Source organism: Streptomyces sp. NBC_00663 (genome assembly GCF_036226885.1).
Taxonomy (GTDB): Bacteria; Actinomycetota; Actinomycetes; order Streptomycetales; family Streptomycetaceae; genus Streptomyces.
On record NZ_CP109027.1, the window covers coordinates 4,357,112 to 4,379,398 of the forward strand.

At 71.8% G+C, this 22,287-nt stretch carries 19 protein-coding genes; 8 read left to right on the forward strand and 11 right to left on the reverse strand.

Features of this window, described 5'->3' with window-relative positions; genetic code table 11:
• Positions 1-21 precede the first annotated feature (21 nt).
• Entirely contained in the window at positions 22-2,703 is a 2,682-nt protein-coding gene (locus tag OG866_RS19825) for a DEAD/DEAH box helicase (RefSeq protein ID WP_329336476.1), read from the forward strand.
• Here the strand turns inward: OG866_RS19825 and OG866_RS19830 are convergent.
• From OG866_RS19830 to ssd, 7 genes are all read right to left on the reverse strand, one after another.
• A complete protein-coding gene (locus OG866_RS19830) occupies positions 2,585-3,034 on the reverse strand; it encodes an Rv3654c family TadE-like protein (protein WP_329336477.1) in 450 nt (149 codons plus the stop codon). The two genes, OG866_RS19825 and OG866_RS19830, sit on opposite strands and share 119 nt — an antisense overlap.
• Complete coding sequence (locus OG866_RS19835; RefSeq protein WP_329336479.1) at positions 3,031-3,384, reverse strand: TadE family type IV pilus minor pilin; 354 nt, start codon at positions 3,382-3,384, stop codon at positions 3,031-3,033. Before OG866_RS19835 ends, OG866_RS19830 begins: the two co-directional genes overlap by 4 nt.
• A complete protein-coding gene (locus tag OG866_RS19840) occupies positions 3,371-3,559 on the reverse strand; it encodes a DUF4244 domain-containing protein (protein WP_329336481.1) in 189 nt (62 codons plus the stop codon). Before OG866_RS19840 ends, OG866_RS19835 begins: the two co-directional genes overlap by 14 nt.
• Positions 3,560-3,639: 80 nt before the next feature.
• Complete coding sequence (locus tag OG866_RS19845) at positions 3,640-4,431, reverse strand: type II secretion system F family protein (RefSeq protein ID WP_329336482.1); 792 nt, start codon at positions 4,429-4,431, stop codon at positions 3,640-3,642.
• 88 nt (positions 4,432-4,519) lie between these two features.
• On the reverse strand, positions 4,520-5,557 hold the full coding sequence (locus OG866_RS19850; protein WP_329336484.1) for a type II secretion system F family protein: 1,038 nt from the start codon (positions 5,555-5,557) through the stop codon (positions 4,520-4,522).
• Positions 5,541-6,827 (reverse strand): TadA family conjugal transfer-associated ATPase, encoded by a 1,287-nt coding sequence (locus OG866_RS19855; RefSeq protein ID WP_329336486.1) that lies wholly within the window; start codon positions 6,825-6,827, stop codon positions 5,541-5,543. Before OG866_RS19855 ends, OG866_RS19850 begins: the two co-directional genes overlap by 17 nt.
• A complete protein-coding gene (gene ssd, locus OG866_RS19860; protein WP_329336488.1) occupies positions 6,824-7,927 on the reverse strand; it encodes a septum site-determining protein Ssd in 1,104 nt (367 codons plus the stop codon). The genes OG866_RS19855 and ssd overlap by 4 nt, the downstream gene beginning before the upstream one ends.
• A gap of 572 nt (positions 7,928-8,499) precedes the next feature.
• On the opposite strand from ssd, the gene OG866_RS19865 reads away from it, so the two are divergent.
• Entirely contained in the window at positions 8,500-9,333 is an 834-nt protein-coding gene (locus OG866_RS19865) for an HAD family hydrolase (protein ID WP_329336490.1), read from the forward strand.
• 389 nt (positions 9,334-9,722) lie between these two features.
• Here the strand turns inward: OG866_RS19865 and OG866_RS19870 are convergent, their stop codons facing one another.
• The gene (locus tag OG866_RS19870; RefSeq protein ID WP_329336491.1) at positions 9,723-10,547 is read right to left on the reverse strand and encodes an oxidoreductase; all 825 of its coding nucleotides are present in this window, start codon (positions 10,545-10,547) and stop codon (positions 9,723-9,725) included.
• 101 nt (positions 10,548-10,648) lie between these two features.
• On the opposite strand from OG866_RS19870, the gene OG866_RS19875 reads away from it, so the two are divergent.
• Positions 10,649-11,629: an ATP-binding protein gene (locus tag OG866_RS19875; protein ID WP_329336493.1), complete on the forward strand. Its 981-nt coding sequence runs from the start codon at positions 10,649-10,651 to the stop codon at positions 11,627-11,629.
• A 64-nt stretch (positions 11,630-11,693) separates the two neighbouring features.
• Here OG866_RS19875 and OG866_RS19880 read toward each other — a convergent pair whose 3' ends face one another.
• Positions 11,694-12,968: a hypothetical protein gene (locus OG866_RS19880; protein ID WP_329336495.1), complete on the reverse strand. Its 1,275-nt coding sequence runs from the start codon at positions 12,966-12,968 to the stop codon at positions 11,694-11,696.
• A gap of 307 nt (positions 12,969-13,275) precedes the next feature.
• Here OG866_RS19880 and OG866_RS19885 point away from each other — a divergent pair, with 307 nt between their 5' ends.
• The gene (locus OG866_RS19885) at positions 13,276-15,741 is read left to right on the forward strand and encodes a bifunctional SulP family inorganic anion transporter/carbonic anhydrase (protein ID WP_329336497.1); all 2,466 of its coding nucleotides are present in this window, start codon (positions 13,276-13,278) and stop codon (positions 15,739-15,741) included.
• Positions 15,742-15,794: 53 nt separating this feature from the next.
• Here the strand turns inward: OG866_RS19885 and OG866_RS19890 are convergent, their stop codons facing one another.
• Together OG866_RS19890 and OG866_RS19895 are read right to left on the reverse strand one after the other, a co-directional pair.
• Entirely contained in the window at positions 15,795-16,397 is a 603-nt protein-coding gene (locus OG866_RS19890; RefSeq protein WP_329336499.1) for a hypothetical protein, read from the reverse strand.
• Entirely contained in the window at positions 16,394-17,014 is a 621-nt protein-coding gene (locus tag OG866_RS19895) for an RNA polymerase sigma factor (protein ID WP_329336500.1), read from the reverse strand. The genes OG866_RS19890 and OG866_RS19895 overlap by 4 nt, the downstream gene beginning before the upstream one ends.
• A gap of 229 nt (positions 17,015-17,243) precedes the next feature.
• Here OG866_RS19895 and acs point away from each other — a divergent pair, with 229 nt between their 5' ends.
• The 4 genes from acs (at position 17,244) to OG866_RS19915 (ending at position 22,280) form a co-directional block, all read left to right on the forward strand.
• A complete protein-coding gene (gene acs / locus OG866_RS19900) occupies positions 17,244-19,202 on the forward strand; it encodes an acetate--CoA ligase (RefSeq protein ID WP_329336502.1) in 1,959 nt (652 codons plus the stop codon).
• 146 nt (positions 19,203-19,348) lie between these two features.
• Positions 19,349-20,785, forward strand: coding sequence for a Na+/H+ antiporter NhaA (gene nhaA, locus OG866_RS19905; RefSeq protein WP_329336504.1), 1,437 nt, complete (start codon positions 19,349-19,351; stop codon positions 20,783-20,785).
• Between the two features lie 65 nt (positions 20,786-20,850).
• Positions 20,851-21,339, forward strand: a complete 489-nt coding sequence (locus tag OG866_RS19910; RefSeq protein ID WP_329336505.1) for a phage holin family protein — start codon at positions 20,851-20,853, stop codon at positions 21,337-21,339.
• On the forward strand, positions 21,336-22,280 hold the full coding sequence (locus OG866_RS19915) for an alpha/beta fold hydrolase (RefSeq protein WP_329336507.1): 945 nt from the start codon (positions 21,336-21,338) through the stop codon (positions 22,278-22,280). Before OG866_RS19910 ends, OG866_RS19915 begins: the two co-directional genes overlap by 4 nt.
• Positions 22,281-22,287 lie beyond the last annotated feature (7 nt).

Here is a 22,287-nt window from a genome sequence, read left to right on the forward strand (position 1 = left end):
CAGGACGGTTCGCCAGCCGCGATGGCATTCAATCACTTACCGGCAGGCGTGCACGACGCCTTGGTCCCATTGTCCGTCACGCCGGTGACACACTCGGTGCCGATGGCCGAGAATCACCGATCCGATCGATCCCCGACGAACGCCGTGTCCCGGGTGGACCCGGGCACGGTGCTGGGCCGGCTCGCCTCGGGGCCGAGCCGTGCTTCGCGCATCACTCATACGGAGCACTTGCCCCCGCGCGAGGGCCGCCATGCCGTCTGGCCTGACCGGATTCGCCCGGAGGTGCTCGCGGCCGTGCAAGCGGCGGGCATCGAACACCCCTGGGCCCACCAGGCACAGGCCGCCGAGCACGCCCTGGACGGCGAGTCGGTGGTCGTCGCCACCGGCACCGCCTCCGGCAAGTCCCTGGCGTACCTCACACCCGTCCTGACGGCCCTCCTGGACGGCTCCGAGGCCCCGAACGGCCGCGGCGCCACCGCGCTCTACCTCGCCCCCACGAAGGCGCTCGCGGCGGATCAGTGCCGATCTGTGAAGGAACTTTCACAACCGCTGGGCAATTCTGTTCGACCAGCCGTCTACGACGGTGACACCCCGTTCGAGGAACGCGAGTGGATCCGCCAGTACGCCAACTACGTCCTGACCAACCCGGACATGCTGCACCGCGGCATCCTCCCGTCCCACCCCCGCTGGTCCTCCTTCCTGAAGGCGCTGAAGTACGTCGTCATCGACGAGGTCCACACCTACCGCGGCGTCTTCGGCTCCCACGTCGCCCAGGTCCTGCGCCGGCTGCGCCGCCTCTGCGCCCGCTACGGCGCCTCCCCGGTCTTCCTGCTGGCCTCCGCGACCGCCGCCGAGCCCTCGGTCGCCGCCCGGCGCCTGACCGGCCTCCGGGTGGTCGAGGTCGCCGACGACGCCTCTCCGCGCGGCGAACTGGTCTTCGCCCTCTGGGAACCCCCGCTCACCGAGATGCGGGGCGAGAAGGGCGCCCCGGTCCGCCGCACGGCCACCGCCGAGACGGCCGACCTGCTGACCGACCTGACCGTGCAGGGCGTCCGCTCGGTCGCCTTCGTACGCTCCCGGCGCGGCGCCGAGCTCATCTCGGTCATCGCCCAGGAACGCCTGGCAGAGGTCGACCGCTCCCTGGCCCGGCGCGTCGCCGCCTACCGCGGCGGCTACCTCCCGGAGGAACGCCGCGCCCTGGAACAGGCCCTCCACTCGGGCGAGTTGCTGGGCCTCGCCGCCACCACGGCCCTGGAACTCGGCATCGACGTCTCGGGGTTGGACGCCGTGGTGATCGCCGGCTACCCGGGCACGCGCGCGTCCCTGTGGCAGCAGGCCGGCCGGGCGGGCCGCTCCGGCCAGGGCGCCCTGGCCGTCCTGGTCGCCCGCGACGACCCCCTGGACACCTTCCTCGTCCATCACCCCGAGGCTCTCTTCGACCAGCCCGTGGAATCGACGGTCCTCGACCCCGACAACCCCTACGTCCTCGCCCCGCATCTGTGCGCGGCGGCGGCGGAACTGCCGTTGACGGACGAGGACATGGAGTTGTTCGGCCCGGCGACCGAGGGCCTGCTCCCCCAACTGGAGGCCGCGAAGCTGCTCCGCCGCCGCACCAAGGCCTGGCACTGGACCCGCCGTGAGTCCGCCGCCGATCTCGCCGACATCCGCGGCGAGGGAGGCCGCCCGGTGCAGATCGTCGAGTCGGGCACGGGTCGCCTGCTCGGCACGGTCGACGCGGGCGCCGCCCACACGACCGTCCACGAGGGCGCGGTCCATCTCCACCAGGGCCGCACCTACTTGGTGCGGAAGCTGGACCTGGAGGACTCCGTGGCCCTGGTGGAGGAGGCGAACCCGTCGTACTCGACCGTGGCCCGCGACACGACCGCCATCTCCGTCCTGGAGACGGACGTCGAAGTCCCCTGGGGCCAGGGCCGGTTGTGCTACGGCTCCGTCGAGGTCACCAACCAGGTGGTCTCCTTCCTCCGCAGACGCCTCATCACCGGTGAGGTTCTCGGCGAGACCAAACTCGACCTCCCTCCTCGTACGTTGCGCACCCGCGCGGTGTGGTGGACGGTCACCGAGGACCAGCTCGACGAGGCCCGCATCAACCCCGAGATCCTCGGCGGCGCCCTGCACGCCGCCGAACACGCCTCCATCGGCCTGCTCCCCCTGTTCGCGACCTGCGATCGCTGGGACATCGGCGGCGTCTCGATCCCGCTGCACCCCGACACCCTGCTCCCCACGGTCTTCGTCTACGACGGCCACCCCGGCGGCGCGGGCTTCGCGGAGCGCGCCTTCCACACCGCCCGCGCCTGGCTCACCGCCACCCGCGAGGCCATCGCCTCCTGCGAGTGCGACGCCGGCTGCCCGTCCTGCATCCAGTCCCCCAAGTGCGGCAACGGCAACGACCCGTTGCACAAGAGGGGGGCGGTGCGCCTGCTCACGGTGTTGCTGCGGGGAGCGCCGGCGGAGGGGACCGCCGGGGGAGCGGGGGCCCGGGCACCGGCGGAGGGGGCGGCACAGGGTCCTGGTGCACCGGCGAAGGAGGCGGCACAGGGTCCTGGTGCACCGGCGAAGGAGGCGGCTACGGCAGAGGGGGCCTCGGCATCGGCGGCGGAGGTGGCTGCGGAAGAGGAGCCTCAGCAATCGGCGAAGGAAGCGGCGCCGGAAGGGGCTGTTCCGCCGGTCCCGCCCGTGCCCTGACCTCGGCCGTGAACGGCCCCCGTCCCGCCGCCGCCGTCACATCCGAGACCTCCCCCACGAGCGCGCACCGCACGAGCCGGGTGCCCTGCTCCCGGGCCACCCGACCCGCCCGGGCGCAGGCCCCCGCGTCGCCGTCCGCCCAGTGGTCCGCCGCCGCGAGCGCCGCGAGATCCGCACCGCCGGCCGCACGATGCCGGGTCACCACGGCCTGCCCCAGGGCGAGCACCACCCCGAACACCACGCAGAGCACGGCGATCGCACCGACACTCCAGACGGTGGCGGAGCCCCGGTCGGAACCAAGGCCGCGCCGCCACACACGGCGCCCGCTCATGGCCCGCCCTCCACCGAGGCCACGGCCTCCTCCCGTACCTCGAACGGCAACCCGTGCAGTACCGGTGGCTCGGCCACGACCACAACCCGGACCTGGGTTTCTTCCCGGCTGACCGTGACCTTCGCACCGCGCGGCGCCGCCTCACGGGCCACCTCGACGACCGAGTCGGCCGGATCCTGCCGGGCCGCCGCACGAGCCCCCGTCCGGGCCGCGTCCACACACTGGATCTGCGCGGCCACCACGAGCAGCCCCCACACCAGTGCCGTCGCGAACATCACCAGCACAGGCAGCACCACGGCCGACTCCGCCGTCACGAACCCCCGGTCCGCACCGCGCTCACATCCGCGCATCGAGGGCCTGCTTCACGATGCCCTGGAGCTCCGCGCTCACCGCCCCGCTGGTCACCACCTTGTAGAGGACGACCGCGAACGCCACCGCCGCGACGATCCCCATCGCGTACTCCGAGGTGACCATCCCCGCGTCCTTCCGCGCCGCCCGAAGCCGCGCGAGTACCACCTTGCACATCTCAACCCCCGTAAGGAATCAGCTCTGTCCACTACTGCTTCTCGATCACCGGCACTGCCGCACGCCCGCACCCGCCCCCGTCATCCACCACCCCCGCCCCCACCCAGAGCCGGACCCGCCAGCCCGATCACCACGGGCAGAACCCCCACCGCGATGAACGCGGGCAGGAAGCACAGCCCCACCGGCGCGGTCACGAGGACGGCAGCCCGCCGGGCCCGTGCCGTCGCTGTGCGCGCCCAGTCGGCGCGGGCCTCCGCGGCGATCCGGGCCACGGGTCCGGCCGCGGGCAGCCCGGAGACGTCGGCCCGCTCCAGCAGCCGCGCCAGCGGCCCGGCGCCCGGCATCGAGGCCAGCCGCCGCCACGCGTCGCCGGGTTCACCGCCCAGCCGCACCTCCGCCGCGCCCCGCGCCAGCGCCTCCCCGACCGGCCCCCCGAGCGCCTCACCCACGGCCTGCGCCGCGATCACCGGACCGGCACCGGCCGCGATACAGGCCGCCAGCAGATCGGCGGCGAGCGGCAGTTGACGCGCGGCCTCGCCGACGTCGTACTCCTCCTCGGCGCCCGCGGCCGTCTGCCGCCTCCGCCACCACCACAGCCCCGCGGCGACGACCAGCCCGACCACGACCCCGGCGACCCCACCGAACAGAGCCCACCCGCCGGCCACCACCCCCGCCGACGGAAGCCACCGCCGCACGGCCCTCCGCACCTCGCCCCGCGTCCCGGCGGACACCTCCTCCCGCGCCAGCAGCCGAGCCAGCCGACGCCGTATCCGCCGCTCCCGCCGAGCCCCCTCGACCCATCGCACGACCCACGCGAGAACCAGCAAGGCCCCCACAACTACCCCCAGCCTGTGGACAACTTCCGTACTCACCGCACCCCGCCTTCCTCCGCGCCCTCCGAGCGACCGCCGCCCCGCGCCCTGGCCCCGCTCACACCGCCGCCCCGCACCCCGGTCCCGCTCACACCGCCTCCGCTCCCCGCACGATCCGCATCGCCCACCACATCCCCAGCCCCTCCAGCACCCCGCCCACCACCAGGCATCCGAGACCCGGCCCGGTGTGCAGCAGCACGTGCAGGGGATCGGAGCCAAGGGCCGTGCCGAGGAGCAGACCCAGGACCGGCAGGCCGGCGAGCATCACCGCCGTGGAACGGGCGCCCGCCAACTGAGCCCGCAGATCCGCACGTTGGTCCCGTTCGGCCCGCAACGCCGCTTCGAGCCGATCGAGCCCGGCGGCCAGCCCCGCACCCCGGTCCACGGCGACCCGCCAGCACGCCGCCAGCCCCAGCAGCCCGCCGGCCCCCGGCTGCCGCGCCGCCGCCGCGAGCGCGCCCGGCACATCACCGCCGAAACGCGCCGCCGCCAACACCGCCGCCCGAGCGCCACCAAGCCCGTCGCCGAGCTCGTCCCCCGTCCCATGACCGAGCCAGTCCCCAGGCCCATCGCCAAGTCCGTCGCCGCGCCCGCCGCCGAGTCCATCGCCGACGCCTTTGCCAGGCCCACCACCGAACCCGTCGCCGGCCCCCTTGCCGAACCCGCCGCCGAGCCATTCACCGTCCCGCGCCGCCCGCAACAGGGCCTCTCCCGGCTGCCGCCCGGCCCGCACCTCTCCGGCGACCGCCCCGCACAGCGCGATGACCTCGTCGCCTCGCTGTTCCCGCAGTCGTCGCGCCCGGCGCGCCAGCCGTACCCGCCGCAGCAACGGCACCCCGGCCACTCCCGCGACGAGCGGCAGCACCGACGCCCCCAGCAGGGCGAGCACCAGCCCGGCCACGACCGACCACCACTCAGCGCCCCATCGTCTCCGCAACCGCCGCACCTCACGGCCCAGTTGCCGCCACCCCGGCGGCCCGACCCCGACCGCCCCGACCGCCCCACCGGTCCCCGCGAACAGCAACCGCGCCCGCCGAGCCCCGACATGCGGCCCACCCAGCAGCCACACGGCCGCGCCGACGCAGGCCACGGCAGCCCCGGCCGACATCTCACTCACCCCGCCCATGACGCCCCTCCCTGCCCCCTCCGAACTCTCTGGCCCCTCTGCCCTCTCCGGCCTCTCCGGCCTCTCCGGCCTCTCCGAGCAGCCTCCGCAGCCGCTCCCAGCCCCGCTCGTACGCGAAGCCCTCCGCGCCCCACCGCAGTGCCGGCACCGTCCGCACCAGCCCCGACGGGTCCCGTTCCAGCACCCGCACCTCGGCGATCCGCCGCCGCCCCGCCCGGTCCCTGACGAGATGCAGCACCACCGACAGCGCGGCCGCCACCTGGGAGTGCAGCGCGGCCCGGTCGAGCCCGGCGGCCGTGCCCAGCGCCTCCAGTCGGGCCGGCACATCGACGGCGGCGTTCGCGTGGACCGTCCCGCAGCCGCCTTCGTGGCCGGTGTTCAACGCGGCCAGCAGATGCACCACTTCGGGCCCCCGCACCTCGCCCACCACCAGCCGGTCCGGCCGCATCCGCAGCGCCTGTCGCACCAGGTCCTGAAGCGTGACGAGGCCCGCGCCCTCCTGGTTGGCGGGTCTGCTCTCCAGGCGTACGACGTGCGGATGGTCGGGCCGCAGCTCCGCCGAGTCCTCGGCGAGCACGATCCGTTCGCCCGGCCCGACCAGCCCCAGCAACGCGCTCAGCAGCGTGGTCTTGCCGCTGCCGGTGCCGCCGCTGATGAGGAAGGACAGCCGCGCGTCGACCAGCGCCCGCAGCACCCGGTCCCCGCCCGGCGGCACCGTGCCCGCCGCCACCAGCTCGTCGAGCGTGAACGCGCGGGGCCGTACCACCCGTAGCGACAGACAGGTGCAGTCGACGGCCACCGGGGGCAACACCGCGTGCAGTCGCGTCCCGTCGGGCAGTCGGGCGTCCGCCCAGGGCCGCGCGTCGTCGAGGCGCCGTCCGGCCACCGCGGCCAGCCGCTGCGCGAGCCGTCGTACGGCCGCGGCGTCGGGAAAGGCCACGCCGGTCAGCTCCAGCCCGCCGCCTCGGTCCACCCAGACCCGGTCCGGTGCCGACACCAGTACGTCGGTCACGGACGGATCGGTGAGCAACGGCTCCAACGGACCGCTGCCGACCAGCTCGGACCGCAACCGCTCGGCCGCGCCCAGGACTTCGGCGTCCCCGAGCACCCGCCCCTGCTCACGCAGCGCCTGCGCCACACGCGCGGGCGTCGCCTCCGCCCCGCTCTCGGCGAGCCACTGGCGTACGCCGTCAAGAAGCTCCGGTGCCGAATCGCCGCCGACCGGCACGCCACGCGCGCGTGCCCACTCCCGCCCCACTGCCGTGGTCATGCCGCCTCCACCAGCGCCCGCTCCCAGAACTCCTTGCAGAACCGCGTCAGCGGCCCCTTCCCGGCGCCGGGCGGTGTCCGGCTCTCGTGCGGGCGCAGGAGTCCCGCCTCGACCGGCACCTCACCCACCAGCGGCAGTCCGAGCAGCCGGGCCACTTCCCGGTCGTCGAGTCCGGGCGCGTAGGGCCCCCGCACCACGACCCGCAGATCGCGTACGACCATCCCGACCGCGGAGGCCACCCGCCCGGCCGCCGCCACGGCCCGCAGTTCGGCGGGGACGACGAGGAGGCCGAGGTCGAGCTGGGCGAGCGTCTCGGCCACGCCTCCGTCGATACGGCGGGGCAGGTCGACGACGACCGTGCCGCCCCGGCGCCGGGCGGCGGCGAGCACCGCGCGGACAGCCTGCGGCGGGACGGCGACACAGTCGCCGCGGTCCCAGCTGAGCACCCGCAGGGAGTGCAGTTCGGGCAGCGACTCCTCCAGGGCGCCGCCGCCGACCCGGCCGCGCGAGGCGGCGAACGCCGGCCAGCGCAGTCCCTCGGCGGTCTCGCCGCCGAGCAGTACATCGAGTCCGCCGCCCAGCGGATCGGCGTCCACGAGCAGGGTGCGCAGTCCCTCCCGCGCCGAGGTGACGGCGAGGGCGCACGCGAGCGTGGACGCTCCGGCCCCACCGCGTCCGCCGATGACGCCGACGGTGAGGGCGGGCCTGCCGACGCCCTCGGCGACGTCGGCGATCCGATCGACGAGCCACTGCTCGCCGTCGGGCAGCATCAGGACGTGGTCGGCGCCGATCTCGACGGCCCGGCGCCACACCCCGGAGTCGTCCTGGTCCCTGCCGACGAGCACCACCCCGCCTCTGCGCAGGGCTCCCCGCACACGTCGTACGGCGTCGTCGCCGACGAGGACGAGCGGTGCGGCCTCCCAGCGGTCTCGTGGCTCGGGCACCCCCGGGTGGACCTCGGGTGTGGCGCCGGCCGCCGCGCACAGGCGGAGCAGGTCGTCGAGGAGCCCGGGGTCCTCGGTGATGATCAACGGTCCGCCCTGGCGCCCTCCGGCACCGGACGGCGGATCGTGTGTGACGGCTGCGGTCACGATGTCCATCCCCCTTCGCTGCATCCCGCGAGGCCCCGAGGGCCCCGCGAATCCCGAACGTGTGAAGAACCGGCAACCGGCCTCCATATGAACGGCCGATAGGAACCGGCCAAACGCGCCCGACTAACCGGATCCGGCCATCAAGTCGGAGCCGGCGGGCCGCGCTGGAATCACGATGCGGCGAAGACGGAAATGAAGTGGATCTTGGTCGAAATCTGTGGACAACTCGGCCGTTGTGAATACGCCGTCACCCAAACCGGTGAGTCCCGTACGGACTCCGTGCGACTTCCGCAGAGCAGCACCGTGGCTACACACCGTGACGGATCATGAGCATGCAGAAACGGCGACCGCGGCCGCCTCGATGCGGCGGTGCGGTCGCCTGCGAAGAAGAGAAAACCCACCCGGACATGCGACGACCCCCACCGGGGGGGAGAGTGGGGGTCGTCTCCACGGCCGACTCGGGGGGGGAGGAGCCGGGCCGGGTTAGCACGGTCGCGAACGATCCGTGACTTCCATGGTGTACCCGAGAGCCCTCTCAGGCAAACCCACGCGCCACACCTTACGCCGAATGGGCTGCGCCTATGCTCGGGGTCGTGGAAAACCACTCCTTGCCCCGCACAGCGGCCTTCTTTGACCTGGACAAGACGGTCATTGCGAAGTCGAGCACGCTCACGTTCAGCAAGTCGTTCTACCAAGGCGGGCTGATCAACCGCAGGGCCGCCGTCCGGACGGCTTACGCCCAGTTCGTCTTCCTCGTGGGCGGTATGGACCACGACCAGATGGAGCGGACCCGCGAGTACCTCTCCCAGCTCGTGCGCGGCTGGAACGTCCAGCAGGTCAAGGAGATCGTCGCCGAGACCCTGCACGACCTGATCGACCCGATCATCTACGACGAGGCCGCCTCCCTCATCGAGGAGCACCACACCGCGGGACGCGACGTCGTGATCGTGTCCACCTCGGGCGCGGAGGTCGTCGAGCCGATCGGCGAACTGCTGGGCGCGGACCGCGTGGTGGCGACCCGGATGGTGGTCGGCGAGGACGGCTGCTTCACCGGAGAGGTGGAGTACTACGCCTACGGCCCGACCAAGGCCGAGGCGATCAAGGAGCTGGCCGAGTCCGAGGGATACGACCTGGAGCGCTGCTACGCCTACAGCGACTCGGCGACCGATCTGCCGATGCTCCAGTCGGTCGGTCACCCGCACGCCGTGAACCCGGACCGCGCACTGCGTCGCGAGGCGCTCGCGCGCGGATGGCCGATTCTCGATTTCCACCGGCCGGTCCGACTCAAGCAGCGCTTCCCCACGTTCTCCGTACCGCCCCGTCCGGCCCTCGTCGCGGCGGCGGCCATAGGGGCAGCGGCGGCCACCGCGGGCCTCGTCTGGTACACGAGCAGGCGCCGGGCGACGGCCCTCTGAGCTGGGCCACCGTCACGACTGTGACCTTCTGCGGCGTATCGGTGCCCGTTTAGCGCCCGTTTGAGAGTAAAAGTAAAGAACTACAGCCAGCACTTCCGCTTGCCCGGGTCCTGGAGTACAAAGGGGTTAACGGCCCGCGAGACCAAGGACATCCGAGAGGATCACCTTCAATAACGCATTTGGCCCCACGGACCGAGCATGAACACTGGGCACCCACGCGACGTCGACCCGTCGATTACGGGCCAGCCGCACCAGGTGACGGGCAAAGTTCCCGGCCTGATGGGCAACATATCGAGGACGCTTGGTAACCGGGTGAACATGCCAGCGGCGGTACGAGTCTTCGTACCGCCGCAACCCTGTTCCGGGGCTTCTCGCTCTGCCCGGACCTCTTACGCCGCCCCGCGCTGTAGCGCCTCGCACACCGCCGTCGACTCGCGCACTCCGAGCTCGACCGCCTTGCCGCAGTGGGTGATCCAGGCGGCCATCCCCTCCGGAGTGCCGGAGACATAGCCTTCGAGCGCCGCCAGATAGGCCGCCCGGCCCAGTTCGGCGTGGCCGACCTCCGCCGGGCAGATGGACTTGGGGTCGAGACCGCTGCCGATCAGCACGATGCGCTCGGCCGCGCGCGCGACAAGGCCGTTGCGGGAGGTGAAGGGGCGCAGCGCGAGGAGTTCGCCGTGCACGACGGCCGCCGTCACCAGCGCGGGGGCAGAGCTGCCCGCGATGATCAGTTCGGACAGCCCCTCCAGGCGGCCGTTGACCTCCGCGGCGCCCGGCAGCGGCAGTTCGATCAGCGGCTCGTCCACTGGTTCGCCCTCCTGGCGCGGGCGCCCGACCTCGTCGCCGTTGGTCGCCGCGGCCACCAGATGCAGCCGGGCCAGGACCCGCAGCGGGGACTGCCTCCAGATGGACAGCAGTTGGCCCGCCTCGGCGGTCAGCCTGAGCGCGGCGCCCACCACGCGCGCCTCGTCGTCCCCGCTGAAGTCGGAGCGGCGACGCACCTCTTCGAGAGCCCAGTCGGCGCCGGACAGCGCCGCGGAGCCCCGGGCGCCGCGCAGCGCGGCCTCGCCGGTGACCGTGTTGCTGCGGCGTCGCATGATCCGGTGCCCGTAGACCCGGTCCACGGCCTTGCGCACGGACTCCACGGAGTCGGCCACGCCGGGCAGCGAGCCCAGGGCCGCGAGCGGGTCGGCGGTCGCACCTGTCGTACTCATGAGTACGACACTACGCAACCGCGGCCCGCACCCCACGAAGGAGTGGTCTTCTTCACGCACTCCTGCCACGTACAGCTATCACGCCACTACCCTTTGTGAACATGAAAATTGCTTTCGTCGGGAAGGGCGGCAGCGGGAAGACCACCCTGTCCTCCCTGTTCATCCGCCATCTCGCCACGACCGGTGCGCCGGTCGTCGCCGTCGACGCCGACATCAACCAGCATCTGGGCGCCGCCCTCGGTCTCGACGAGGCGGAGGCCGCCGCACTGCCCGCGATGGGCGAGCGGCTGCCGCTGATCAAGGAGTACCTGCGCGGCGGCAATCCGCGGATCGCCTCCGCCGAGACGATGATCAAGACGACCCCGCCCGGCGCGGGCTCCCGCCTGTTGCGGGTGCGCGAGGACAACCCGGTCTACGAGGCCTGTGCCCGGCCGGTGGAACTCGACGGCGACACCGTCCGTTTGATGGTCACCGGCCCCTTCACCGACGCCGACCTGGGGGTCGCCTGCTACCACTCCAAGACCGGAGCGGTGGAGCTGTGCCTGAACCACCTGGTGGACGGTCAGGGCGAGTACGTCGTGGTGGACATGACGGCCGGCTCCGACTCCTTCGCCTCCGGCATGTTCACCCGCTTCGACATCACGTTCCTCGTCGCCGAGCCGACCCGGAAGGGGGTCTCCGTCTATCGCCAGTACAAGGAGTACGCCCGGGACTACGGCGTCATGCTGAAAGTCATCGGCAACAAGGTGCAGGGCCAGGACGACCTCGACTTCCTGCGCGCCGAGGTCGGGGACGACCTGCTCGTCACGGTCGGGCACTCGGACTGGGTGCGCGCCATGGAGAAGGGCCGGCCGCCCCGGTTCGCGCTCCTTGAGGACGTCAACCGCCGTGCCCTGCGTCTGCTGCACACGGCCGTCGACGCGACGTACGACCTGCGCGACTGGGAGCGCTACACCCAGCAGATGGTGCACTTCCATCTGAAGAACGCCCGGTCCTGGGGCAACGAGCGCACCGGGGCCGACCTGGCGGCGCAGGTCGACCCCGGTTTCGTCCTCGGCGAGAGCTTGGTACCGAGCGCCTGACGGCTCCTGACGGCTGGTGCCTGGCCTCGGGGCCCCGGCTAGTGCCCCGGCCCCGGAGTCCTGGCTACTGCTTGGCCGCCGGAGCTCCCGGTACGCCCTTCGGGGCCGGGGCCGGGTGGCCCGAGAGGAAGGACGCCCAGCCCTGCTTCGGGGCCTCGCCGACGCCGAGGCTCCGCATCTTGGCCAGGGCCTCGGGGTCCTGGGCGTCCAGCCAGTCGGCGAGCTGCCGGAAGGAGACACAGCGCACGTCGGGCTTGTTGCAGACCTGCTCGACGGTCTCCTCGACGGCACGCATGTAGGTGCCGCCGTTCCAGGACTCGAAGTGGTTGCCGATGATCAGCGGGGCGCGGTTGCCGTCGTAGGCGCGGTGGAAGCCCTTGAGCAGGCCGTCGCGCATCTGGTCGCCCCAGAACTCGTACTTGTTCGGGTCACCCTGGGTGTTGGTGCCGGACTGGTTGACCATGAAGTTGTAGTCCATGGTCAGCTGCTCGTAGGAGTGCCCGGGGAACGGCACGAGCTGCATCGACAGATCCCACAGGCCCTCCTTCTTCCGGGGCCAGAGCTGGTCGTTGACGCCGCTGGTGTCGTAGCGGAAGCCCAGCTCCCGGGCCGCCTTCATGAAGTTCTTCTGCCCCTCCAGGCAGGGCGTGCGGGCGCCGACGAGCTCCTTGTCGTAGTCGAAGGGGAGCGGGGAGGCCTTCTTCATGCCGGTGTTGGTCTTCCAGGACTTCACGAACTGCTTCGCCTGGGCGATCTCGTCCTTCCACTCCGCGACCGACCACTGGCCGACGCCGCCGTTGCTGCCGCAGAAGTGGCCGTTGAAGTGCGTGCCGATCTCGTTGCCCTCCAGCCACGCGCCGCGCAGCTGCTTCACGGTCTCGGCGATGCCCTCCTCGTCGTTGAAGCCGATGTCGGAGCGGCCCGGGGAGTGCTGCGGCGGCCGGTAGAGGTCCCGCTTCTCCTCCGGCAGCATGTACACGCCGCTGAGGAAGTAGGTCATGGTCGCGTTGTTCGCCTTGGCGACCTTGCGGAAGTGGGAGAACAGCTTCTGGCCGTCCTCACCCGCGCCGTCCCAGGAGAACACCACGAACTGCGGCGGCTTCTGACCGGGCTTCATCCGTTCCGGCCGGGGCAGGTGCGGCTGGGCTCCGGTGTACGCGGTGGAGCCGTCGCCGATCAGGCGGACCGCGCTCTTGGGGGGTGCCTGGGCCGGCTTGGCCTTCTGCGGGCCCGAGGCCCCTTCCTTGGAACCGTCCGTGCCGATCGCGCAACCGGCGAGCGATGCGGCACAGACCGCGGCGACCACGGCGCCGGCGGCGATCCTCTGGGTGGCGGCCATGTTCCGCCCACCTACTTCCTTCTGTCTCGGGAACTGGGGCCAACGACAGCGCCGCCAAGCTCGCACGAGACCGAGAAGGAATTAGTACGACAAGCCGATCAAATATCTGCATCACTCTGATGGGTGACTTATTAGCCCATTTGCCAGGAAAGTCTATGCCTGGCCTTTACTCTGAATTACGATCCGTTTACCGAGCGTTGATTCATCCCGCCGCTGCACGCCGTGACCCACGGCCGCGACCCGACCCCCGCCAGAGCCGGGGGACCACCTGTTCCGCGACCGCGCTGCCCCGGAGGAGACGGGAATTATGTCCGCCTGCGTCCCCACCCGCGCCGCCGACTCAAGTCGGCCCAAGCGCATCCACCGACCCCACAGCCCCCCGCCGTCCGGGCCCCGCCGCTTCCGTGTCGCGGGCGCCGACGTGTCCGCCTCGATCGCGGTCTTCCTGATCGCCCTACCCCTGTCCCTCGGCATCGCCCTCGCCACCGGCGCCCCCCTCCAGGCAGGCCTCGTCGCCGCCGCCGTAGGAGGCCTGGTCGCCGGCCGGCTCGGCGGCTCCCCGCTCCAGGTGAGCGGCCCGGCCGCCGGGCTCACGGTCGTCACCGCCGACCTCATCCACCGCTACGGCTGGCGGACGACCTGCGCCATCACGGTCCTCGCCGGTCTCGCCCAACTGGGCCTCGGCTGTCTGCGCGTGGCGCGCACCGCGCTCGCCGTCAGCCCCGCGATCGTGCACGGCATGCTCGCCGGCATCGGCGTCACCATCGCCGTGGCCCAGCTGCACATCGTCCTCGGCGGCACCCCGCAGAGTTCCGTCCTGGCCAACCTCCGGGCACTGCCCGCCCAGTTGGCCCGCCTCGACCCCGCCGCGGTGTCGGTGAGCGCGCTGACCCTGGCGCTGCTGCTGCTCTGGCCGCGCATCCCCGGCCGGCTCGGCCGTCTGCTGCGCAGGATCCCGGCCGCGCTCGTCGCCGTCACCGGGGCCAGTGCGGCGGCCGCGCTCCTCGGGCTGACCCTGCCCAAGGTCGACCTGCCGTCCTGGAGCAGTCATGCCCTGGCCGGACTCCCCGAGGGCCCGGTGCTCGGTCTCGTCGCCGCCGTCCTGACGACCACCCTGGTGTGCAGCGTGCAGTCGCTGCTCGGCGCGGTCGCCGTGGACAAGATGGCGGCCGGTCGGCCAGGGCTGACCGCCCGGGTCGGCCGCTCCGACCTGGACCGCGAGCTGCTCGGCCAGGGCGCCGCCAACATCGTCTCCGGCGCGCTCGGCGGGCTCCCGGTCGCCGGGGTCGCCGTGCGGAGTTCAGCGAATGTGAACGCGGGCGCGGTGAGCCGGAACTCCACGATGTTGCACGGCGTTCTCGTAGTGATCGCCGCGCTGCTGATGGTCCCGGTCCTGGAGTTCATCCCGCTCGCCTCGCTCGCCGCCCTGGTGATGGCCGTCGGCATCCAGATGGTGTCCCTGCACCACATCCGCACGGTGACCCGCCACCGAGAGGTCCTGGTGTACGCCGTCACCACCCTCGGCGTGGTGGTCCTCGGCGTCCTGGAGGGCGTGGCGCTCGGCATCGCCGTGGCCGTCGCCGTCGCCCTGCACCGCCTCACCCGCACCCGAATCACCCACGAGCACGACGAAGAGGAAGGAGTCCATCACGTCCAGGTGAGAGGCCAGTTGACGTTTCTCGCGGTGCCCCGGCTCAGCCGGGCCCTGCACCTCGTGCCCCAAGGCGCCGACGTCGTCGTCGAGTTGGACGGTTCCTTCATGGACCACGCGGCGTTCGAGGCACTCCAGGACTGGCAGAACTCCCACACCGCGCAGGGCGGCACCGTCGAGCTCACCGGCCGCCGGGCAGGGGTCCGGATCGCCGAGCCCGGAGAGGCCGTAGAGCCCCACACCGGTTCCGGAGCCCCGAGGGACTCCGCCGATCCCGCCACCGCCGCGGGCTGCCGATGCAGCCCCTGGACTCCCTGGCGCAACCACCAGTGCGAGGACCCGCGGTCCGCACCGCGGCCCGCCCCGCACCAGGACCGGTCCGAGGGCTCCGGCACGACGGGCGGCACCGGCGCGTCCAGTACCAGCGGTCATGAACTGGCCCGCGGCATCAGCGCGTTCCAGCGCCACACCGCCCCTCTGGTGCGGGGCGAGCTGGCGCGGCTGGCCCGGGAGGGCCAGCGCCCCTCCCAGCTCTTCCTCACCTGCGCCGACTCGCGTCTGGTCACCTCGATGATCACCTCCAGTGGTCCGGGCGACCTGTTCGTGGTGCGCAACGTGGGCAATCTCGTTCCCCTGCCCGGCGAGGAGAGCGGGGACGACTCGGTCGCCGCCGCGATCGAGTACGCGGTGGACGTGCTGAAAGTGCGGTCCATCACGGTCTGCGGCCACTCCGGGTGCGGAGCCATGCAGGCGCTGCTCAACTCCGAGCCCGGGGGCGTCCAAACGCCGCTCAAGCGGTGGCTGCGGCACGGACTGCCGAGCCTGGAGCGCATGGCCGACGACAGCCGACCGTGGGCGAGACTCGCCGGCCGGGCGCCCGCGGACGCGGTGGAGCAGCTCTGTCTGACCAACGTGGTCCAGCAGCTGGAGCATCTGCGGGCGCACGACTCGGTGGCCAGAGCCCTGCGCGAGCGGGAGCTGGAGCTGCATGGGATGTACTTCCACGTGGGCGAGGCGCAGGCCTATCTGCTCACCGAGGTGTCCGACGCGGGGGTGTTCGACCACGTGACGGGGCATGTGACCGACGCCGAGGCCGCCGAGGAGCTGCCCAGCCCGGCATAGGTCAGGCCCCGCCCGCGCACCCCGTCGGCGTACCTCGCCCGCACGCCCCCCGCTCAGCGGAGACCGGATGTCTCCGCCGGGTGGGGTGGGGCGGGGATCGGATTGCACGGGGCGACCTCACCGCGGAAGAAGGCGAGGCCGGTGACCGGCTGGAAGCTCCCGTCGGGCTGGCGCTGCCCCATCTTCTCGACGGCCAGGGAGTCCCCGCGCCGCAGGTCGAACACCCAGCTGGGGCCCTCAACCGCATCGGAGCGGCCACGGACCCCTTCTCCCCGGGGCTCGGTGCACTCGTAGCCGTTCGGCACCTTGTCCACGACCACATGGATGCCGTTGGCCTTGAGCCGTTCGACAAGTCCGTCCGGCAGGGTGCCGCCGAGGCCGAACTCGTTCATGGTGACCGTCAGGGTCCCGTCCGCGTGCGACACCACCGCGTAGGCCGGGCTCTCGGCGGGGGAGCCCGGCATCAGCAGCCAGGCGCCCGCGACGGCGGCGCAGGCCAGGCCGACCAGGCCGAGCCTCGGCGCGGCGAGGGCCCTGAGGCGCCGGTTCCTCACGGACGTCGGCGCCGTGTCCGTCGTACGGTCGTCCGCGCGCAGGTCGATCTCGCGGCGGAGTTCCGCCAGCAGCCGGTCCTCGAATGTCGTCCTGGTGGTCATGCTTCTCCCCCGGTTCCTCCGGTGACGTATGACAGGGATGTGCCGCGCGGGCCGTCGGCGGGCTCACCCGCCGCCCGGCGCAGCGACTTGCGGGCCCGGTGCAGCCGTACGCGAGCCGTGACCTGGGCGATGCCCAGTGCGGCGGCGGTCTCGGAGACCGTCAGCTGATCGACCACGATCAGCTCCAGAACGGCTCGCTCCCCCGCGGGGAGCCGTTCCAGCGCGGCGAGGGCGCGGCGGCCCGGGGACTCGGCGTCGAGCTTGTCCTCCAGGCGGGCGATGTCGTCCGGCTCCAGCAGCCGGCGCCCCGAGATCCGCCGGTCGCGGGCCGATTCGCGGGCCATCCTGCGGTACTCCCCCGCGACGACGTTGCGGGCGATGCCGTAGAGCCAGGCCGTCTCGCTGCCCCGGCCCGGGCGGTAGGTGTGGGCCGAGTCCAGGACCGCGAGGAAGATCTCGGCGGTCAGGTCGGCGACGGTGTGCGGGTCCGCGACACGCCGGGCCACGAATGATGTCACCGCGTCCACATGCCGCCGGTAGAACTCCTCGAAGAGTTCAGGGTCATGGACCGCCGCCTGCGGCCCGCCCCGTATCCCTTGCACGCGTACCCCCTTCATGTCGGTGGCGCTGTCACCCGTACTTGGAGCGGAGTGTGAAAGGCGTTACAGGGACTGAACTCTGCCTGGTCGGCGTCCGTGGGTACGGATGACGTCGGCCACCGCGAGAGACGGAAGAAATCCCGCCCACAGGTCTAAACCAATTTTCCGTCGGCCCTTGTCAGCGCACCCCCTGGTCTGATGAGCTGTGGCCTGGGACACAACGGACACCCTGGGAAAGGGAGATGTCGTGAGCAACGAATCCTTGGCCAACCTGCTCAAGGAAGAGCGCAGGTTCGCGCCACCCGCCGACCTGGCGGCGAACGCCAACGTCACCGCGGAGGCGTACGAACAGGCCAAGGCTGACAGGCTCGGCTTCTGGGCCGAGCAGGCCCGGCGGCTGACCTGGGCCACGGAGCCGACCGAGACGCTGGACTGGTCGAACCCGCCGTTCGCCAAGTGGTTCAAGGATGGCGAGCTCAACGTCGCGTACAACTGCGTCGACCGGCATGTCGAGGCGGGCAACGGCGACCGGGTCGCCATCCACTTCGAGGGCGAGCCCGGCGACAGCCGCGCGATCACCTACGCCGAGCTCAAGGACGAGGTCTCCAAGGCCGCGAACGCCCTGCTGGAGCTGGGGGTTCGCAAGGGCGACCGGGTCGCGGTCTACATGCCGATGATCCCGGAGACGGCGATCGCGATGCTCGCCTGCGCCCGGATCGGCGCCGCGCACTCCGTCGTCTTCGGCGGGTTCAGCGCGGACGCGCTCGCGACCCGTATCCAGGACGCGGACGCCAAGGTCGTCATCACCTCCGACGGCGGCTACCGGCGCGGCAAGCCGTCCGCGCTCAAGCCGGCCGTCGACGAGGCCGCCGACAAGGCGGGCAATGTCGAGCACGTGCTCGTCGTACGGCGTACCGGGCAGGAAGTGGCCTGGAACGACAGCCGGGACGTGTGGTGGCACGAGGCTGTCGACCGGCAGTCCGCCGAGCACACCCCCGAGGCCTTCGAGGCCGAGCAGCCGCTCTTCATCCTCTACACATCGGGGACGACGGGTAAGCCGAAGGGCATCCTGCACACCTCCGGCGGCTATCTCACCCAGGCCGCCTACACCCACCACGCCGTCTTCGACCTCAAGCCGGAGACGGACGTGTACTGGTGCACGGCCGACGTCGGCTGGGTCACCGGGCACTCGTACATCGTCTACGGCCCGCTCGCCAACGGCGCCACCCAGGTCATGTACGAGGGCACGCCGGACACCCCGCACCAGGGCCGGTTCTGGGAGATCGTGCAGAAGTACGGGGTGACCATCCTGTACACGGCGCCGACCGCCATCCGGACGTTCATGAAGTGGGGCGACGACATCCCCGCGAAGTTCGATCTGTCGTCCCTGCGCGTCCTCGGGTCCGTCGGTGAGCCGATCAACCCCGAGGCCTGGATCTGGTATCGCAAGCACATCGGCGCCGATCTGACCCCGATCGTGGACACCTGGTGGCAGACCGAGACCGGCGCGATGATGATCTCGCCGCTGCCCGGTGTCACCGAGACCAAGCCCGGCTCGGCGCAGACCCCGCTGCCCGGTATCTCCGCGACCGTCGTCGACGACGAGGCCAACGAGGTGCCGAACGGCGGCGGTGGCTACCTGGTCCTGACCGAGCCGTGGCCGTCGATGCTGCGCACCATCTGGGGCGACGACCAGCGGTTCCTCGACACGTACTGGTCGCGCTTCGAGGGCAAGTACTTCGCCGGTGACGGCGCGAAGAAGGACGACGACGGGGACATCTGGCTGCTCGGCCGGGTGGACGACGTGATGCTCGTGTCCGGGCACAACATCTCCACCACCGAGGTCGAGTCCGCGCTCGTCTCCCACCCGTCCGTCGCCGAGGCGGCCGTCGTCGGTGCCGCCGACGAGACCACCGGGCAGGCCATCGTCGCCTTCGTGATCCTGCGCGGCACGGCGAACGCCGAGGACGAGGGCCTCGTCAACGACCTGCGCAACCACGTCGGTGCCACCCTCGGCCCGATCGCCAAGCCCAAGCGGGTCCTGCCGGTGGCCGAGCTGCCGAAGACCCGCTCCGGCAAGATCATGCGCCGGCTGCTGCGGGACGTCGCCGAGAACCGTCAGCTCGGTGACGTGACGACCCTGACCGACTCGACGGTCATGGACCTCATCCAGGCGAAGCTCCCGGCCGCGCCCAGCGAGGACTAGGCAGGTCGCAAGAGGGGCGCCCGGCGTGAGAACGCGCCGGGCGCCCCTTTTAGGTAAACTAAACAAAACTAGCGTGACCCCATAGGTGTGCCGGGAAGTCTGGTCGGCGAGCAGCTCAGCCCTACCCACCGACCGGAGGCCCCCGCATGACAGCGCCCCGCTCCTCCACCCCCCGTAAGGTCTTCGGACGGCTCTCCCTGCCCGAACGCACCTTCGTAGCGGACGCGCTGCGCACCGAGACCGTCGGCGGTGTGCTGCTGCTCGCTGCCGCGATCGCCGCGCTGATCTGGGCGAACGTACCCGCACTGCACGACAGCTACGAGAGCGTCAGCCACTACCACCTGGGCCCCGAAGCCCTCGGCCTGAACCTCTCGATCGCCCACTGGGCCGCCGACGGGCTCCTCGCGGTCTTCTTCTTCGTCGCCGGCATCGAACTCAAGCGCGAGCTGGTCGCCGGTGACCTCAAGGACCCCAAGGCGGCGGCGCTGCCCGTTGTCGCGGCCCTGTGCGGCATGGCCGTACCGGCGCTCGTCTACACCCTGACCAACCTCAGCGGCGGCGGATCGCTCGACGGATGGGCGGTCCCGACCGCCACCGACATCGCCTTCGCGCTCGCCGTGCTCGCCGTCATCGGCACCTCGCTGCCCAGCGCCCTGCGCGCCTTCCTCCTCACGCTCGCCGTCGTCGACGACCTCTTCGCGATCCTGATCATCGCGGTCTTCTTCACCGCCGAGATCGACTTCGCCGCGCTCGGCGGCGCGCTGATCGGCCTGGCCGTCTTCTGGCTGCTGCTGCGCAAGGGCGTGCGCGGCTGGTACGTGTACGTCCCGCTCGCCCTGGTGATCTGGGGGCTGATGTACAACAGCGGCATCCACGCCACCATCGCGGGCGTCGCGATGGGTCTGATGCTGCGGTGCAGCACGCGCGAGGGCGAGAAGCACTCGCCCGGCGAGCACATCGAACATCTTGTACGACCCCTTTCGGCGGGCCTGGCCGTGCCGCTGTTCGCCCTGTTCAGCGCCGGTGTCTCGATCTCCGGCGGCGCCGTGGGCGATGTGTTCACCAAGCCGGAGACGCTCGGCGTCGTCCTCGGGCTGGTCGTCGGCAAGGCGGTCGGCATCTTCGGCGGGACCTGGCTGACGGCACGTTTCACCCGGGCCTCGCTCAGCGACGAGCTGGAGTGGGCGGACGTCTTCGCGGTGGCCACCCTCGCCGGCATCGGCTTCACGGTCTCGCTGCTCATCGGGGAGCTGGCCTTCGACGGAGACGCGGTCCTCACCGACGAGATCAAGGCGGCCGTGCTGATCGGCTCGCTCATCGCGGCGACCCTCGCGACCGTGCTGCTGAAGGTCCGCAACGCCAAGTACCGCCGGATGTGCGAGGCCGAGGAGCGCGACGACGACCTCGACGGCATCCCGGACGTCTACGAGGAGGACGACCCGGCGTACCACCTGCGGATGGCCGCGATCTATGAGAACAAGGCCGCCGAGCACCGCCGGCTCGCCGAGCTCAAGACCGCCGAACGGGCGGGGCTTGCCGAAGTGGCGGGCGGGGCAGGCGAGGAGGACGACCGTCGGGCATGATCTGACGGGACGGTACAAAAAGACGAATCCTTACGCGGGACGAATCCTTACGCAGGGAGAACGCGATGAGCGCACCCGACGGCAGCCCGGTCGGCGCCGAACGCAGCATCGGCCAGTTGTTCGCCTCGGCGACGACCGAGATGTCCGCGCTGGTGCACGACGAGATCGCGCTGGCCAAGGCGCAGCTCAAGCGGGATGTGAAGCGCGGCGCGACGAGCGGCGGCGCGTTCACGGTGGCCGGCGCGGTGCTGGTGTTCTCGCTGCCGATGCTGAACTTCGCGCTGGCGTACGGCATCCGCACCTGGAGCGACTGGAACATGGCGGTCTGCTTCCTGCTCTCCTTCGCGGCCAACGTGCTCATCGCGGGCCTCCTCGCGCTGATCGGCGTGGTCTTCGCGAAGAAGGCGAAGAAGGGCGGCGGCGCGCAGAAGACCGCCGCGTCGATGAAGGAGACGGCGAGCGTGCTGCAGAAGGCCAAGCCGCACCCGCGGCCCGAGCTGCCGCAGGACCGTGTCCCGGAGGCCATCGAGGCTGTGGCACGCTCATCGTCATGAGCGAGCCCGCCACCCCTTCGGCCGAATCCGTAGTACGGCCCGACGTCCTCGGTGACAGACCACTGACCCACCGGGACGTCGCCGCCAACGGCGCGCGTTTCCATATCGCCGAGATGGGCGACGGCCCGCTGGTGCTGCTGCTGCACGGCTTCCCGCAGTTCTGGTGGACCTGGCGGCATCAGCTGCCCGCGCTCGCCGACGCCGGGTTCCGGGCCGTCGCCATGGACCTCAGGGGCGTCGGCGGCAGCGACCGCACCCCGCGCGGCTACGACCCCGCGAACCTGGCCCTGGACATCACCGGCGTGATCCGCTCCCTCGGCGAGCCGGACGCCGCGCTGGTCGGCCATGACCTGGGCGGATATCTGGCGTGGACGGCGGCGGCGATGCGGCCCAAGCTCGTACGGCGCCTCGCCGTGGCGTCGATGCCGCATCCGCGGCGCTGGCGCTCGGCGATGCTCTCGGACGTCAAGCAGACCCGGGCCGGGTCCTACGTCTGGGGGTTTCAGCGCCCCTGGATCCCGGAGCGGCAACTGACCGCGGACGACGGCGCGCTGGTCGCCGAGCTGATCCGGGACTGGTCCGGGCCGAGCCTGCCGGACGACGACGCGGTGGACACGTACCGGCGTGCGATGTGCATCCCGTCGACCGCGCACTGCTCGATCGAGCCGTACCGGTGGATGGTGCGCTCGATGGCCCGCCCGGACGGCATCCAGTTCAACCGCCGCATGAAGCGGCCGGTCCGCGTCCCGACGCTGCATCTGCACGGTTCGCTGGACCCGGTGATGCGGACGCGGAGCGCGGCCGGTTCCGGGGAGTACGTCGAAGCGCCGTACCGCTGGCGGCTGTTCGACGGACTGGGTCACTTCCCGCACGAGGAGGATCCGGTCGCTTTCTCCACGGAACTGATCAATTGGCTGAAGGACCCCGAACCCGATCGGTGACCGTTTG